Origin of the sequence: Pantoea sp. At-9b (genome assembly GCF_000175935.2) — a bacterium.
Taxonomy (GTDB): Bacteria; Pseudomonadota; Gammaproteobacteria; order Enterobacterales; family Enterobacteriaceae; genus Pantoea.
This window is the reverse complement of record NC_014837.1, coordinates 1,400,644-1,416,476: the sequence shown is the minus strand read 5'-3', so window position 1 is coordinate 1,416,476 and position 15,833 is coordinate 1,400,644. Positions and strand designations below refer to the sequence as shown.

The window sequence follows — 15,833 nt, the reverse complement described above, 5'->3', positions numbered from 1 at the left end:
CCATCCGCGTGTTCAGGTACTTTTCTTCAGGGTTGTCGTCAGTGAAGGTTGTTGTTCTTCATCAGATAACCAGTCGTGCAAATAATGCTCAATCTGTTCCAGCGAACGGTTGCGGGTCTCCGGTACACAGCGAATAACAAAAATCGCGCCACCAATGCCGATGAAGGCAAAAATAAAGAATGCGGCGGATAAACCGACCGATGCCAGCAGAATCGGGAACATCAGCGAGATAAGGAAATTGGCGATCCACATCGCAAATACTGCCCCGCCCATGAAAATACCCCGCAAGCGGGTGGGAAAAATTTCCGACAGCAGTAACCAGGTCACCGGTGACAGCGCCCCTTGCTGGAAACTCAGAAACATCAACATCCCCAGCAGCACCATATAACTGCGCAATGCATCGGGCTGTCCATTAATGGTTTCCGGCATCAGCAAACTTATCGCACCAATAAAGACCAGGCAGGCGGTACAACCAAACTGACCGATCATCGTCATCGTGCGCCGTCCAATACGCCCCAGCAACCAAATCCCGACAAAGGTCATCAGCACCGAAATAGCACCATTGGCGATGGTGGCAAACAACGCGGCGTTATCACTCATCCCGACGGCTTTTAACATGGTGGGGGCGTAGTACATGATGGTATTGACGCCGGTTAACTGCTGAATCACCGCAATGCCCAGCCCAATGAAGAATAACTTCATCAGCCACGGTTTGCGCAGCTCGCGCAGACGCGGACGCTGCGTTTGCTGCTCCTCGGCGAGCGTTTCTTCGATTTCAGTCAGTTCCCAGTCCACATCCTGTGGCGCACGGGTGCGTTCCAATACTTTACGCGCCTCAGCCAGACGTCCCTTCATCGCATACCAGCGCGGAGTATCGGGCATAAACATCATGCCAAACCACAGCAGCACGGCAGGCAGTGTTGCCACCGCCAGCATCCAGCGCCAGGTGGTATCGCCGCCCCACGCCGCATTGAAACCGGCGTTGGAGATATAGGCCAGCATTTGGCCCGAGACGATCATCAATTCCTGTAGCGTCACCAGTTGACCACGTTTATTTGCCGGGGCAATTTCAGCGATATACACCGGCACCGTCGCCGATGCCCCCCCAACGGCCACGCCCAGCACCAGGCGGAAGAAAATCATCCAGTCGACATCGGGTGCCATGGCGGTGCCGATCGCGCCAATCGCAAAGATGACGGCCAGCACCAGAATAATTTTTCTCCGCCCGGCGGCGGCGGCAAAGTGACCGGCAGCCAACGCACCAAAGGCTGCACCGAATAGCAGACTGCTGGTAACCAGACCGGTAGTAAACGGGGTGAGATGCAGGTCATCCCCCATAAACAGCAGTGCGCCAGAAATGACGCCAGTGTCATAGCCAAACAGCAAGCCACCGAGTGTGGCAATCAAGGCAATCACCTTCACAAAGGGTTCAGTGCGCGTTGAGCTGTTCGGCCCTGATGCTTTGTTGGGGGTAAGATAGGTTTCCCGTGACATTATCGACTCCTTAGCGGATGAGAGATTCGATAAAAATAGATTATTTCTGTCACTTGGAATAATAATGAAATTTAAATTTTGCGTAGCATGTCATAAACACAAAGTTTACATGGGACTCAGATCACAAAAAAGCCACGCCGGGGTGGTAATTATCCCAACCCCGTTCAGATAAAATTTTGCATTCGACATGAAATGAAAATTTTCATTTCATTAAAGGATGCCGCGACGTTGCCGTCGCGGCTTTGGCAGATTATTTAACCGCCGTGGCCGGACCAAACACCGCATAATCGGGTAGATTGACCGTTTGATACGGTTCCCAGCCACCGCCGAGGGCTTTATACAGCGCCACCAGATCCAGCGCCGTTTGCATCCGTACCTGGGTGGATTGCGCCTGCGCCTGGGCTAACTGGCGTTGCGCATCCAATACCTCAAGGAACGTGGAGATCCCCTGACGATAGCTGTCCGTGGCGAGATCAAAGGCACGTTGCAACGCACCGGTGGTTTCATCCAGCGCCGTGACCTGCTGTTGGTCAGCGCGATAACTTACCAGCGCATTTTCGACGTCCTGTAACGCCGTGAGCACCGTCTGACGATACGCCAGCGCTGCATTCGCCTGTTGCGCGCGCGCCAGTTTTACGTTGGAGACCAGTTGCCCGCCCTGGAAGATCGGGATCGAGAGCGACGGGCCGATACTATAAAAGTGGCTGCTCCAGTTATCGAGGTAGCTGGCATCCGTGTTGCGTACACCAAGCTGCCCGGTCAGTGACAAGCTGGGGAACAATTCCGCCACCGACACACCAATATTGGCGGTTTGCGCGTGCAAGGTGGCTTCCGCCTGACGGATATCCGGCCGACGGCGTGCCAGGGTTGCAGGAATACCCACTGACACCAGTTTTGGCAACGCGGGCAGCGGTTTTACACTCGCCAGCTCGCTGTCTAACGCGCCAGGGGTTTTCCCCAGCAGCACCGCCAGGCCATTCATTGCCTGACGTTCCTGCGCCTGATATTGCGGCAACTGGGCATTGAGTGATGACAACTGTGCGCGGGCATTCTCGACATCGGTGAGCGGTGCCATGCCATTGCGTTGTTGGCTTTGCGTCAGTTCCGAGGTTTGCTGTGCAATGGCAATCTGTTCCTGTAAGGTTTGCAGCACCGCCTGCGCCCCGCGCAGTTGCAGATAGGCACGCGCCACTTCGGCCTGTAACGACACCAGCGCGTCGTTGCGTTGCTCAATCGCCGCCTGCTGCTGCGCATTGGCCATCTCAATCTGCCGCCGTACTTTGCCCCACAGATCCAACTCCCAGCTGGCATCGAAACTCCCCTGATACAAATTCACCGAATGCGTCAGGCCATTGAGCTGATCCGCGACATCACTGTCGACCTTGTCGTACACCCCGTTCGATTCCAGTAAACCTTTCAGTCCGAGCTGTTGGCGCGTGACCTTGGCCGAGCCGCTCAGAGTGGGTAACAGGCCGCCGCCCGCCTGCGCCAGTTGCTCACGCGCCCCGGCAATGCGCAACACCGCCTGTTGCAGCGTCAGGTTATCGGCAATCGCCCGGGTGATCAGGCTATCAAGCAGCGGATCATTGAAACTTTGCCACCACAGTGGGTTGGTCGCAGCTGACAATGGTTTTGACGCTTCCTGGGAGGGTAAATCACGGTAGCTGGTGGGCGTTTGCGCATGGGGTGGCTGATAATCGGGACCAACCGCACACCCGGCAAGCAGCAGCGCCAGCCCATTCAGCAACGGTGCAAAGCGCACTGGCTTATTCATTTTAATGTGCTCCTGCACTGCCTTCGCTCTTGATCGGCGAAAGCAACCAACAAAAAGGAATCAACAGCACGGCCACAATACTCAGTCCCATAAAGACATCGATATACGCAAGGATGCGCGACTGGGCAATCATCTCCTGATAAAGCTGCCCACTGGCCAGTTGCAACGGATCGCCCACCGCCGTGGTGTAATCACGGATCGCCTGCGCCCAGTGCTGCAACGTGAGGTTAAATGGCTCATTGAGCGGCGTCATGTTGTGCACCATATTGGCGGATTGCGTCTGCATACGTTCGGTGATCGCCGCCGTCGACAGTGAGATACCGATGGATCCCGCCACGTTACGGAACATGGTAAATAACGCGGCTGCATCGGCGTTTAAGCGCTGCGGAACGGTGACAAACGCAATGGTGGTCAGCGGGACAAACAGGAAACCGAGGCCAATCGACTGGGCACTGCGCATCAGGACTAAGGTGGTAAAATCGACGTTGGGCGTCAGACGGGTGGAATAGCAAAACGCCAGCGCCAGACAGCTGAAGCCAAAGGCAATGATGTAACGGGTCTGCACGATCGGCATCAGCTTCAGCACCAGCGGAATCGTCAACACAATCAGCACCGCGCCGGGCGACAGCACCAACCCGGACCAGGTGGCGGTATAGCCCAAATCCTGCTGCGCCAGTTGCGGTAACACCACCGAACTGCCGTAGAGAATCATCGCCATCCCCGCCATCAGCAAACCGGCCACCCAGAAGTTACGGTCTTTCATCACCGTCAGATCCACCACCGGCTTACGCACGTACAGCAACCAGTAAACTGCGCCGACAATGCCCACCACCGCCAGCCCGGCAAACAGGCGGATAAAGTGGGAGGCGAACCAGTCTTCATCTTCGCCACGATCGAGCATCACCTGCAAACATCCGAGGCCGATAGTGATTAACCCGATACCGATGTAATCAATCTTCAGGCGGGCTTTATCCCACTTACTTTCCCACGGGGGATCTTCCAGCAACTGATAAATCGCCAACACCGTCAGGATGCCGACCGGAATGTTGATAAAGAACACCCAGCGCCAGCTGTAGTTATCGGTGATCCAGCCGCCCAACGTCGGGCCAATCACCGGCGCGACGATGATCGCGATGGACGAAAGACCAAATGCTTTGCCGCGATCTTCCGGTTTGAAATAGTCGAGCAGCACCGATTGCTGCGTGGGTTGCAAACCACCGCCGAAAAAGCCCTGCATCACGCGAAACAGAATGATTTGCCACAGCTCTGTCGCAATGCCGCACAGAAATGAACAGACGGTGAACATCACAATACAAATCAGGAAAAATTGTTTACGACCAAACAAGCGGGTAAAGAACGCCGAGATCGGCAGAACGATGCCGTTCGCCACCAGGTAGGAGGTCAGCACCCAGGTAGATTCGTCATAACTGGAGGAGAGCGACCCGGCAATATGCGGCAGCGCAACGTTAACGATGGTGGTGTCGAGGATCTCCATAAACACCGCCAGCGTTACCGTGATCGCCACCAGCCAGGGATTGCTGGCGGGTTTCCAGCTCTGGCTCGCACTCATTCCACAGTCACCTTCGGTTCAACCGACAGCCCCAGCGGCAACGGATGATTGGCATCAAGACCTTTGTCGATGACAATTTTCACCGGCACGCGCTGCACGATTTTCACATAGTTCCCGGTGGCATTCTCCGCCGGGAAGGTGGAGAAACGCGAACCGGTGCCCATCTGGATACTGTCCACATGCCCTTCCAGCTTAAGGCTTGGCCAGGCATCAACACTGATGTCAACCTTATCGCCTGGATTCATCCGCTCCAGTTGCGACTCTTTAAAGTTGGCGGTAATCCAGATCTCGGGCGAGACCAGCGAGAACAACGCGGTGCCTGCCTGCACCAGTGAACCGATGTGGACATTACGTTTGGTGACGAAACCGTCATAGGGTGCGCGCACCTGGGTGTAAGAAAGATTCAGCTCAGCGGTATTCAACTGTGCCTGCGCCTGCTCAACCTGCTGCTGACGCGCTTCGACATTGGTTTCCTGCGCACGCAGTTGCAACTGTACCTGCGATGCCACTTCCACCTGCGCCTTCACACTCAGCAACTGTGCTTCAGCCGAGCGTAATTGCACCGTGGCACTGTCTATGTTGCGCTGTGAAGTGGCACGCGGATCAACTGCACGCTGCCGACGGTAATCGGCCTGGGCATTGAGCAAGTTGGCCTGCGCTTTGGCTTGATCGGCTAACGCCTGGTCACGCTGCGCCGGATATTGCACGCGGGATAGCGCCAGTTGCGCCTGCGCCTGATGCAGTTGTGCTTGTGCCAGCCCAAGCTGGGCCTGTGCCTGATCGCGTTGCGCCACGTTATCCCGTGGGTCAATCTCTACCAGAAGATCGCCTTTTTTCACCCGCTGGTTATCACGCACCAATAGATTCACCACATAACCCGCCGCCTTTGGCGCGATGGTTACCGCATTGCCTTCCGTAAAGGCATCATCGGTGGTTTCAATGTTGCGGTTACTGAACCAGAACCAGAAAATAATCAGCAGCATGATCACGGCAACAATCACGAGGATAACCAGCGGCTTTTTACCGGGGCGTTTACGTTCCGGCTCATTGTTTTCTGATGAATTGGCGTGCGATTCTTCTGGCTGATGTGGATGTTGTGCCGCGGGCGCGGGCGGCTGATTTTTATTATCACTCATAAATTGTCATCTTAATCTTGGCCCCGATCCCCGGGCGTAAGCGGTCAAGTTAACCTTAGATAACAAACTGACAAATTCCAGTATTTCTTTACAAAACGGTGAAAGCACGCATTTTCAGCTAAAATGCGCGATAACATACTGAAAAGGCGGTGACTCACCGCCCGGTTCGAAGAGAATTCGCTGGCTTAACGCAGCCAGTGCAGCAATAGCCAGCCGCTGAGCATCGACCACGCCAGCATGGGCAGGGAAAAGAGATGGAAGCGCCACCAGACACGGCGATCCTGTGCCATACGTAACGCAATCAGGTTTGCCAATGAGCCCGGCAACAGGCCAAATCCGCCAATATTGACCGCCCAGGCAACCACCTCGGAGGGTGGCACTTTTTGCAACAGCAGGATGGTTGCGGGCACATTGCTGATAATTTGCGACAGGCCAATCGCCAGCAGATACAAGCCGCCCTGCCCCAGGTTGCCAATGGCGGCGAAATGCGGCTGGAGCAGCGACAGATGCATCAACAAAAAGACATCGATAAACATCACCACAAATACCAGCAGCAGACTCCAGTCAATGCTGATCAGGACCTGACGCGCCAACAGTAAAAAACAACCCGCGACCAGCAGCAGCGCCCACCCCGTTAGCTTCAGCTCCAGCGCCACCACAAACACCAGGTACAGCACCACGCTGAGGATAAACAGCGGCTTTTGCCATTGGTGTTCCTGACTGGCTTCATGTTTCTGGATAGTTCGCGGTGAAAAACTCCACCAGGTCAGCGCCATCAGTGTCAGCATCAACCAGGCCGCAATCGGCAACATTTGCCCAATAAAGGCCGATACGCTCAGCGATCCGTGACTCCACAACAGGATATTTTGCGGATTGCCCACCGGCGTTAGCATCGATCCCGCGTTGACCGCCAGCGCTTCGAAAATGATCAGGCGCGAGATGGGCAGACGGGAAAATTTACGCAACGTCAGGGTGAGCGGCACCAGAATAAACAGCGCAACATCATTGGTGAGAAATGTCGAAAGCAGTGCCGCAGCACACACCATAAACAGCGCCAGCGCCCGTTCATGCTGGAAACGCTGGATCAATCGCGCGCCCAACACATCGAAATAGCCACTGTTTTCCAGCCCCTTGGTCAACATTAACAGGCCGGTCAGCGTCATGATGGTATGCCAGTCAACCGCAGCAGGTAACTGCTGCCAGCGGAAGTCCGCAAACGGCAGCAATATCACACCCAACAGCAACAACAAATGCAAAATGCGATCACGCATGAAAGAACGAAGCACGATGGGCATGATGGCGGAAGGCCTTAAAAGTTAGCGACTCTCGTAAAACTTCTTGAACACGGCGAGGGTTTCATCACTGACGTGATGCTCAATACCTTCCGAATCGCGACGCGCCGTTTCAGGGCTGATGCCCAACGCCAGCAGAAAAGTTTCCACAATGTGATGACGCGCACGGCTCTCTTCCGCCAGTTTCTCACCTTCGCGCGTCAGGAAAACACCGCGATACGGCACCTGTTCCACCAGCCCGGTGCTGCCGAGACGCTTGAGCATTTTCGCTACCGTCGGTTGCGAAACCCCAAGACGTGCAGCCATATCTACCTGGCGCGCCTCGCCAAATTCACGAATCAAATCAGAGATTAACTCAACGTAGTCATCAATTAATTCACGACGATGCGCTTCGCGCACCTGGCGAAATCCTTCGACATGCTCCTCGATATCTTTAAGCGGTCCCTGCGGCGGGGTGATGGCGCTCTTGGCACGACGACTCATTCAGCTTCCTCTTTATTATTTGCCATACCAGAACTGCGGTACGGATTAGCTGCGCTCATTGTAAACCAGGCACAAATAAGCACAAAATTTTCCTAAATAGCCTTGGCTAAAGGGTATAGCCGGTGCTATATTCGCTGATAATGTAAGCAGCAATGCTCACAAATACGTCGTCAATAATCGGGAGGTGTACATGACCACCATGAAAAGCTGCCTCGACTGTGGCAAATGCTTCCAGGCGGAAAAAAGCGCGCCAGCTTTCGAGCTGAAATCGCTGCTGTGCCTGTTTAGCCGCTCACCGTTCGCGCTGCGTCTGATGTTGATCGAAAAGCTGACCGGCAAAAAACTTGCCGAACGCCCCTGCCCGAATCTGATCTGGCGCGGTTAAGCGCATCCTCTGACCGTTATTGTGTTGCGGCGCGATTTATCGCGCTGCTTTTGTGCGTCTGCGATACACCAGATAAGACAGCGCAACACGGCAGGCATAAAAAAACGGCCCCATCGGGGCCGTTTCGTTTGCAACTCTGGTCTAAGCAAAAACTTAGAAGCTGTAGCCTACGCCAGCAATCCAGGTGCCTACGTCGACGCTGCGGATGCGGCTCTGCTCGTAGCCTACGTCCAGTGCAACGTTCTGAATCGGGTTGAACTGCAGACCTGCACCGTAAGAGAAACCTACGTCGCTGGTGTCAGATTTCTGACGGTCAGCACCGTTAGACTGGTATTTACCGTAGCCCAGACCAACAACACCGTAGATGCTTGCCCAATCGTTCAGACGGTAAGCCGGACCACCGGTGAAGCCGTAGTACTGGCCTTTGTTGTACACGCCAGCGTCAGTGCGGTCTTTTTCGGTGTAGGTGAAAGAACCGATCCAACCCAGCGGGTTAGTACCATCTTCGTAACGGTATTTCAGGTTGAAGCCGTTAGCTTTGTTGGCAACACCCTGGTAATCGCTCTGAGCGTAACCAGCAGAAACGGTGCTCTGCGCCATCGCGGAACCTGCAGAAACTGCCAGTACACAAGCCAGTGCTGAAAGACATGCAATTTTTTTCATAACCACCTCAAATGTGATAAAACTTCTCTCCTGACAACGCCTAAAAATATAACAAATAATAGCGCGAAACTCTGCCGTTAATTTGTTGTCTAACAGATTGTTTGGTGTAACAGAAAGTTAATGAAGTTTCCTATGTCATTCATTTTTCTTATAAAAACCGTCATCTTTCTGCAATGAACATTCTGCCCATCATTTACACCTTTAAGTAAATTCTTAATCCTGTCTGACATTTCTTTACGGAAATGGACCTGGAATTGGTCGTTTTTCACGCTGCCGTTGCGATTATTTTTGCCAAAAGTGCGCCTCCTTATTTGCGCACAATTCCTTTACACTGCTGGCTGTTACTTTGATGTTAATAACAACAGGGATTGATTCCAGCATGTCTGCACCTCTGACTGCCAAAAAACTGACGCCGGTGGTTTTCCCGATCGCCGTGCTGCTGATTGCCATGTTGTCGCTACAAGGCGGCGCATCGCTGGCAAAATCGTTGTTCCCCACCGTCGGTGCGCCAGGTATTACCGCTTTGCGTCTCGGATTGGGCACCCTCATTCTTTGCGCCATCTTTAAACCCTGGCGTCTGCGTTTTACCCGCGAACAGCGTCTGCCGCTCTTGATGTACGGCCTGGCGCTGGGTTGTATGAATTATCTGTTCTATCTCTCCATTCGAACGGTGCCGTTGGGTGTCGCGGTGGGCCTTGAATTCACCGGGCCGTTGACACTGGCGCTGCTGGGTTCTCGCCGCCCGCTGGATTTCCTCTGGGTGCTGCTGGCGGTGGTCGGTTTATGGTTTTTGCTGCCGATTGGCACGGGGATAAGCCACATTGATCCGCTGGGTGCGTTGCTGGCTGTCGGTGCCGGTGCCTGCTGGGCGGTCTACATTCTGGCAGGACAGCGCGCAGGCGCGGAGCACGGTCCGGCGACGGTGGCGATGGGTTCACTGGTGGCGTCGATCATTTTTGTCCCACTCGGCCTGACCTTCGCCCATAGCGGCATCTGGCATTGGGAGATTTTGCCGCTCGCCCTGGTCATTGCCCTGCTCTCCAGCGCCATTCCCTATTCGCTTGAGATGATGGCGTTGACCCGCCTGCCCGCACGGATTTTTGGCACGTTGATGAGCCTGGAGCCAGCCATGGCGGCCCTCTCTGGCATGCTGTTCCTCGGTGAATTGCTGACGTTAAAACAATGGGTTGCTCTGCTGGCGATCATTATCGCCTCCGCCGGTTCCACCCTAACCATGAAACCGAAAAGCCCGCAAATTAACGAAGTGGATTTAAATCCCCCACAATAATGAGCAATATATTCAGCTGGCCATATGGCTGGCTGAATATATAAACCATTCTCATTATCAGTTTTTATTTCTTACTCAGTCCATTTTGTTATTATTTTGCAACATTAAAGAAAGACAATTAACAGCGATATTTTATCTTACTGATAGTATTGATTTTTAATCCAAGACCACGATCAGGCGTGTTTAATCTGCCACGCATGATCAATTTGTGTTTACCTATTCCTGATATTGACTGAACCAATCCTGCAAGCCAGAGATGTGCTGCTATACTTAGTCCCGTGCTTGATTAGGACAACCCATCAACAAGAGGAATTTAATGATGAGTACCGCAAAACTGGTTAAAACAAAATCTTCCGATCTGATTTACACCCGTAACGACGTGGCTGATAGCGAGAAGAAAGCCACCATTGAGGTGCTCAACCGTCTGGTCGTGGAGTTTATTGACCTGTCGCTGATCACCAAACAGGCGCACTGGAACATGCGCGGCGCGAACTTTATTGCGGTGCACGAAATGCTGGACGGCTTCCGTACCGCGATTGCCGATCATCAGGACACCATTGCAGAACGTGTCGTGCAGCTGGGCGGCGTTGCACTGGGCACCACCCAGGTGGTCAACGATAAAACCCCGCTAAAAAGCTACCCGCTCAATATCCACAGCGTGCAGGATCATCTGAAAGCGCTGGCCGATCGTTATGCCATCGTGGCAAACGATGTGCGTAAAGCCATTAGCGAGGTCAGCGACGAAGACAGCGCGGATATCTTCACCGCGGCATCACGTGATCTTGATAAGTTCCTGTGGTTTATCGAATCTAATATCGAATAATCAGTAAATTCTTAAACAGGCGGGTCTTCCCGCCTTTTTTTATGCCTGTGTAACATCCTGGTGCTTTTTTTGACACCGTTAACAAATTCTTCATCCCTGCTTTTCCTGCCCTGCGCTCTGGGGCACACTGTGTGCTGCACCACAACAGCCTTTTGCACCATATTGGTGCCTCATTGTGGTGCATTTCGTCCCATGTAAGCAAAATCGTGTCAGCAACGTTATGCAACCTGCTGATTTCGCGACAAATGAAAAGTTGGCATAGTTTTTTCATATGATCAGCCGCAAATCAGGCCAGCAGGTCTGGAAGGTAATAAGGAAAAATGATGAAGTCACTGATTAAAGTCTCCGTGGCAGCCCTGGCGCTGGCCTTCTCTCTTTCATCCACCGCAGCAGATAAAAAACTGGTTGTCGCTACTGACACCGCATTCGTTCCGTTCGAATTTAAGCAAGGTGACCAATACGTCGGTTTTGATATCGATCTGTGGGCCGCGATCGCTAAAGAACTGAAACTGGATTACACCCTGAAGCCGATGGATTTCAGCGGCATCATCCCGGCACTGCAAACCCGTAACGTCGATGTGGCACTGGCGGGTATCACCATTACCGATGAGCGCAAAAAAGCCATCGATTTCTCTGACGGCTACTACAAAAGCGGTCTGCTGGTGATGGTGCGTAGCAACGAAAACAACATCAAAAGCATCGATGATCTGAACGGCAAAGTCGTGGCAGTCAAAAGCGGCACCGGTTCTGTTGATTACGCGAAAGCGCACATCAAATCGAAAGATCTGCGTCAGTTCCCGAACATCGACAACGCTTACATGGAGTTAGGCACCAACCGTGCTGACGCCGTGTTGCACGACACCCCGAACATCCTGTACTTCATCCACACTGCCGGCAAAGGCCGTTTCAAAGCGGTTGGCGAGTCAATCTCAGCCCAGCAGTACGGCATCGCGTTCCCGAAAGGCAGCGACGACCTGCGTGAAAAAGTGAATGGCGCGCTGAAAACACTGCGTGACAACGGCACTTACAACACTATCTATAAAAAATGGTTCGGCAGCGAACCTAAATAATTCGCATCTTGTTCTATTTTTATCTTTGCAGCAGGGCTGATTCAGCCCTGCTTTTTCCATCGCAACAAATTCTGGAGTTTCACCATGGAGTTTGACTGGAGCGTCATTTGGCCTGCCCTGCCGATTTTGCTGGAAGGCGCCAAAATGACCCTGATTATTTCGGTCCTCGGCCTGGTCGGCGGTTTGATTATCGGCCTGGTGGCCGGTTTTGCCCGCGCTTATGGCGGCTGGATCGCGAACAACATCGCACTGGTTTTCATTGAATTGATTCGCGGCACGCCGATTGTGGTGCAGGTGATGTTTATCTACTTCGCCCTGCCAATGGCCTTCCCGGACCTGCGTATCGATCCGTTCACCGCTGCGGTGGTGACCATTATGATCAACTCGGGTGCCTACATCGCGGAAATCACGCGTGGTGCCGTGTTGTCAATCAACAAAGGTTTCCGTGAAGCGGGCCTGGCACTGGGTCTGTCTCGTCGCGAAACGCTGCGTTACGTGATCATGCCACTGGCACTGCGTCGCATGCTGCCGCCGCTGGGTAACCAGTGGATTGTCAGCATCAAAGACACCTCGCTGTTTATCGTGATTGGGGTGGCGGAACTGACCCGTCAGGGCCAGGAGATCATCGCCGGTAACTTCCGCGCGCTGGAGATCTGGAGTGCCGTTGCCATCATCTATCTGGTTATTACGCTGGTGTTGAGCTTTGTGCTGCGCCGTATTGAGAAAAGGGTGAAAATCCTGTGATTGAATTTAAAAACGTCTCTAAAAACTTCGGCCAGACGCAAGTTCTGCACGACATCAACCTGAAAATTAATCAGGGCGAAGTGGTAGTGATTATCGGCCCGTCCGGTTCCGGTAAATCGACGCTGCTGCGTTGCATTAACAAGCTCGAAGAGATCACTACCGGCGATCTGATTGTCGATGGCATGAAGGTGAACGATCCGAAAGTCGACGAGCGCCTGATCCGTCAGGAAGCGGGCATGGTGTTCCAGCAATTCCATCTGTTCCCACAGATGAGCGCACTGGATAACGTCGCTTTCGGCCCGATCCGCGTGCGCGGTGCGAAGAAGGAAGATGCGCAGAAGCTGGCGCGCGAACTGCTGGGCAAAGTCGGTCTCGCCGAGCGCGCCCATCACTTCCCCTCTGAGCTTTCCGGTGGTCAGCAGCAACGTGTCGCTATTGCGCGTGCCCTGGCGGTGAAGCCGAAAATGATGCTGTTCGATGAGCCGACTTCCGCGCTCGACCCGGAATTGCGTCATGAAGTGCTGAAAGTGATGCAGGATCTGGCGGAAGAAGGCATGACGATGGTGATCGTCACGCACGAAGTGGGCTTCGCACAGAAAGTCGCTTCACGCCTGATCTTTATCGACAAAGGCACCATCGCCGAAGATGGTGACCCGGATGCGTTGATCACCAACCCGCCGAGCGATCGTCTGCGCGAGTTTTTGCAGCACGTATCCTGATCGCCTCTTTGCCGGGCCGCCCTGTATGGCGGCCCGCTTGCCCTTTCAGACTTTTCACCCGTCCCCACTGTCTATACTTCTCCCTTGTGCCGCTGTGCGTTGCTCAAGGAGAAAGCCATGTTGTTTGCCAGCCCACAATGGCGTCGTGCCATCTGCTGGAGCCTCACTCTTGTTGCCTGTCTGCTGCTGATCCCAGCCACTCAGGCGGTCACCCTGCCACAGGCGGCGGTTGCCGCACAGCAATCCTCGTCACCTGCGTCTAACGACAACAGCGCCCCGACGCTGGAGGAGAAAAAAGCCGCTTATGCCGCGCTGGCGAACATTCTGGCAAACAACGACTCGCGTCAGGAGCTGATCGACCAGCTACGCCAGGCGGCTAACAGCCCCTCGACCACCCAGGCGCCGGTACTGGCTCCCCCACAGGCGGAAAGTGACGATCCCACCGTGCTGGAGAGTGTCACCAGCGTCACCCGCGAGTACGGCGGTGAAGTGGCATCACAGTTTCTCCGCCTGCACGACAGCATCACTAACGCGCCGCATAAAGCGTTCAACCAGCAAACCTTTCTCAATGCCCTGAAACACTTCGTCGGTCTGGCGGCCGCCGTCTTTGCTTGCTACTGGCTGGCTCGACGTCTGATGGCACCGGTGTGGCAACGTATGGGGCGTTGGGGGCGCAATCACAACCTTGAGCGCAGCAAATGGCTGCATCTGCCCGCCACCATCGTGCTGGCCTTTATCATTGATTTATTGCTGTTGGCGCTCACCTTATTTATCGGTCAGATCATCAGTGACAACTACCACGGCGACAACCGCACCATTGCTTATCAGCAGGGGCTATTTCTCAATGCCTTCGCCTTGATTGAGTTTTTCAAGGCGGTACTGCGCCTGATTTTCTGTCCCCGCTTCCCGACCCTGCGCTTCTTTCATCTGTCCGATGCGCGCGCCCGCTACTGGAACACCCGCCTGAGCTGGCTCAGTGGCATCATCGGTTACGGTTTATTAGTGGTCGTGCCCATCGTCTCTAATCAGGTCAATATGCAAATCGCGGCGCTGGTGAACGTGCTGGTGATGGGGATCATGACGGTGTGGGCGCTGTGGTTGATCTTTCGTAACAAACGCAATATTCACGAAGAGCTGACGCGCCTTGCCGATCGCAGCCTGAGCTTCTTTGCCCTGTTTATCCGCGCCTTTGGCATGGTGTGGCACTGGTTAGCGAGTGCCTACTTCATCACGCTGTTCCTGCTCTCCATTTTCAATCCCGGCGACAGCCTGAAGTTTATGATGTCGGCCACCGTGCGCAGTCTGGCGATCATTTGTATTGCGGCGCTGATTTCCGGCATGTTGACCCGCTGGATTGGCAAAACGCTCACGCTCTCCCCTGACCTACGACGCAACTATCCGGAGTTACAAAAACGCGTTAATGACTGGGTGAAGGCGATCCTCAAACTGGCGCGGGTGATCACCGTACTGGCTACGCTGTTACTGCTGCTGAATGCGTGGAACCTGTTTGATCTTTGGCACTGGCTGAAATTTGGCACCGGACAGAAGATGGTCGATGTGCTGATCCGCATCGTGATGATTGTGCTGCTGTCCGCGATTGGCTGGACGTTGCTGGCCAGCCTGATTGAGAGCCGTCTGGCCTCGGATTCTCATGGCCGTCCCATGCCCAGCGCCCGTACCCGCACGCTATTGACGCTGTTTCGCAACGCGCTGGCGGTGGTCATCAGTACCATCACCATCATGATCTTGCTGTCTGAGGTTGGGGTGAATATCGCTCCGCTGTTGGCAGGTGCGGGCGCACTGGGGCTGGCGGTGTCGTTCGGCTCACAGACGCTGGTGAAAGATATCATCACCGGGATCTTTATCCAGTTTGAAAATGGCATGAATACCGGCGATCTGGTGACCATCGGCACCATCACCGGCACGGTGGAACGGATGTCGATTCGCTCCGTCGGGGTGCGCCAGGACACCGGAGCGTTAAATATCATCCCTTGGTCCTCGATCACCACCTTCGCTAACTTTGTGCGCGGCATCGGTTCGTTCGTCGCCAACTATGATGTTGACCGCAGCGAAGACACGGAGAAAGTGAATGCAACCTTGCAGGCAGCGGTGAAAGAATTGCTGGAAAATCCGGAGATTCGCGGCATGGTGATTGGTGAGCCAAGCTTTGCCGGATTGGTCGGACTGACCAATCAATCCTTTACCGTGCGCGTATCCTTCACCACCCAACCGCTGAAACAATGGTCGGTCAGATTTGCGCTGGACGACAAGGTAAAAAAACACTTTGATGCTGCGGGCATCAAAGCGCCCCATCAGACGGTAGAGGTGATGCAAACCGGCAGCGACGTGGCCTCCGCCGCCAGTTTCCCGGCACTGCCGCCGGGGCCGTAAC

Annotated in this window: 14 protein-coding genes; 7 read left to right on the top strand and 7 right to left on the bottom strand. The window is 54.2% G+C overall.

Annotation, left to right across the window (positions count from 1 at the left end; genetic code table 11):
* Positions 1-12: 12 nt before the first annotated feature.
* From PAT9B_RS06425 to mntR, 6 genes are all read right to left on the bottom strand, one after another.
* Entirely contained in the window at positions 13-1,494 is a 1,482-nt protein-coding gene (locus PAT9B_RS06425) for a sugar porter family MFS transporter (protein ID WP_013508446.1), read from the bottom strand.
* Positions 1,495-1,744: 250 nt separating this feature from the next.
* The gene (locus PAT9B_RS06420) at positions 1,745-3,268 is read right to left on the bottom strand and encodes an efflux transporter outer membrane subunit (protein ID WP_013508445.1); all 1,524 of its coding nucleotides are present in this window, start codon (positions 3,266-3,268) and stop codon (positions 1,745-1,747) included.
* Position 3,269: 1 nt separating this feature from the next.
* On the bottom strand, positions 3,270-4,838 hold the full coding sequence (locus tag PAT9B_RS06415) for a DHA2 family efflux MFS transporter permease subunit (protein WP_013508444.1): 1,569 nt from the start codon (positions 4,836-4,838) through the stop codon (positions 3,270-3,272).
* Entirely contained in the window at positions 4,835-5,974 is a 1,140-nt protein-coding gene (locus PAT9B_RS06410) for an HlyD family secretion protein (RefSeq protein WP_013508443.1), read from the bottom strand. The genes PAT9B_RS06415 and PAT9B_RS06410 overlap by 4 nt, the downstream gene beginning before the upstream one ends.
* A gap of 185 nt (positions 5,975-6,159) precedes the next feature.
* Complete coding sequence (locus tag PAT9B_RS06405) at positions 6,160-7,269, bottom strand: SLC13 family permease (RefSeq protein ID WP_013508442.1); 1,110 nt, start codon at positions 7,267-7,269, stop codon at positions 6,160-6,162.
* A gap of 21 nt (positions 7,270-7,290) precedes the next feature.
* Complete coding sequence (gene mntR, locus PAT9B_RS06400) at positions 7,291-7,749, bottom strand: manganese-binding transcriptional regulator MntR (RefSeq protein WP_013508441.1); 459 nt, start codon at positions 7,747-7,749, stop codon at positions 7,291-7,293.
* Positions 7,750-7,939: 190 nt separating this feature from the next.
* On the opposite strand from mntR, the gene PAT9B_RS06395 reads away from it, so the two are divergent.
* On the top strand, positions 7,940-8,134 hold the full coding sequence (locus tag PAT9B_RS06395; protein WP_013508440.1) for a hypothetical protein: 195 nt from the start codon (positions 7,940-7,942) through the stop codon (positions 8,132-8,134).
* 153 nt (positions 8,135-8,287) lie between these two features.
* Here the strand turns inward: PAT9B_RS06395 and ompX are convergent, their stop codons facing one another.
* Positions 8,288-8,797, bottom strand: coding sequence for an outer membrane protein OmpX (gene ompX, locus PAT9B_RS06390; RefSeq protein ID WP_013508439.1), 510 nt, complete (start codon positions 8,795-8,797; stop codon positions 8,288-8,290).
* 379 nt (positions 8,798-9,176) lie between these two features.
* Here ompX and rhtA point away from each other — a divergent pair, with 379 nt between their 5' ends.
* The 6 genes from rhtA to ybiO all read left to right on the top strand — a co-directional run bounded on the left by rhtA (position 9,177) and on the right by ybiO (position 15,832).
* Positions 9,177-10,085 carry a threonine/homoserine exporter RhtA gene (gene rhtA, locus PAT9B_RS06380; protein ID WP_013508438.1) on the top strand — a complete coding sequence of 303 codons (909 nt, stop codon included), beginning with the start codon at positions 9,177-9,179 and terminating at the stop codon, positions 10,083-10,085.
* Positions 10,086-10,404: 319 nt separating this feature from the next.
* A complete protein-coding gene (gene dps / locus PAT9B_RS06375) occupies positions 10,405-10,908 on the top strand; it encodes a DNA starvation/stationary phase protection protein Dps (protein WP_041525750.1) in 504 nt (167 codons plus the stop codon).
* A gap of 323 nt (positions 10,909-11,231) precedes the next feature.
* A complete protein-coding gene (gene glnH, locus PAT9B_RS06370; RefSeq protein WP_013508436.1) occupies positions 11,232-11,978 on the top strand; it encodes a glutamine ABC transporter substrate-binding protein GlnH in 747 nt (248 codons plus the stop codon).
* Positions 11,979-12,062: 84 nt separating this feature from the next.
* Positions 12,063-12,722 (top strand): glutamine ABC transporter permease GlnP, encoded by a 660-nt coding sequence (gene glnP, locus PAT9B_RS06365; protein WP_013508435.1) that lies wholly within the window; start codon positions 12,063-12,065, stop codon positions 12,720-12,722.
* On the top strand, positions 12,719-13,441 hold the full coding sequence (glnQ, locus tag PAT9B_RS06360; RefSeq protein WP_013508434.1) for a glutamine ABC transporter ATP-binding protein GlnQ: 723 nt from the start codon (positions 12,719-12,721) through the stop codon (positions 13,439-13,441). Before glnP ends, glnQ begins: the two co-directional genes overlap by 4 nt.
* Positions 13,442-13,558: 117 nt before the next feature.
* Positions 13,559-15,832, top strand: coding sequence for a mechanosensitive channel protein (gene ybiO / locus PAT9B_RS06355; protein ID WP_013508433.1), 2,274 nt, complete (start codon positions 13,559-13,561; stop codon positions 15,830-15,832).
* Position 15,833 lies beyond the last annotated feature (1 nt).

Bases quoted from the DNA above. Each gene is read 5' to 3' on its own strand.
- PAT9B_RS06425 (WP_013508446.1), bottom strand. From the start codon at position 1,494: ATGTCACGGGAAACCTATCTTACCCCCAACAAAGCATCAGGGCCGAAC.
- PAT9B_RS06420 (WP_013508445.1), bottom strand. From the start codon at position 3,268: ATGAATAAGCCAGTGCGCTTTGCACCGTTGCTGAATGGGCTGGCGCTG.
- PAT9B_RS06415 (WP_013508444.1), bottom strand. From the start codon at position 4,838: ATGAGTGCGAGCCAGAGCTGGAAACCCGCCAGCAATCCCTGGCTGGTG.
- PAT9B_RS06410 (WP_013508443.1), bottom strand. From the start codon at position 5,974: ATGAGTGATAATAAAAATCAGCCGCCCGCGCCCGCGGCACAACATCCA.
- PAT9B_RS06405 (WP_013508442.1), bottom strand. From the start codon at position 7,269: ATGCCCATCGTGCTTCGTTCTTTCATGCGTGATCGCATTTTGCATTTG.
- mntR (WP_013508441.1), bottom strand. From the start codon at position 7,749: ATGAGTCGTCGTGCCAAGAGCGCCATCACCCCGCCGCAGGGACCGCTT.
- PAT9B_RS06395 (WP_013508440.1), top strand. From the start codon at position 7,940: ATGACCACCATGAAAAGCTGCCTCGACTGTGGCAAATGCTTCCAGGCG.
- ompX (WP_013508439.1), bottom strand. From the start codon at position 8,797: ATGAAAAAAATTGCATGTCTTTCAGCACTGGCTTGTGTACTGGCAGTT.
- rhtA (WP_013508438.1), top strand. From the start codon at position 9,177: ATGTCTGCACCTCTGACTGCCAAAAAACTGACGCCGGTGGTTTTCCCG.
- dps (WP_041525750.1), top strand. From the start codon at position 10,405: ATGAGTACCGCAAAACTGGTTAAAACAAAATCTTCCGATCTGATTTAC.
- glnH (WP_013508436.1), top strand. From the start codon at position 11,232: ATGAAGTCACTGATTAAAGTCTCCGTGGCAGCCCTGGCGCTGGCCTTC.
- glnP (WP_013508435.1), top strand. From the start codon at position 12,063: ATGGAGTTTGACTGGAGCGTCATTTGGCCTGCCCTGCCGATTTTGCTG.
- ybiO (WP_013508433.1), top strand. From the start codon at position 13,559: ATGTTGTTTGCCAGCCCACAATGGCGTCGTGCCATCTGCTGGAGCCTC.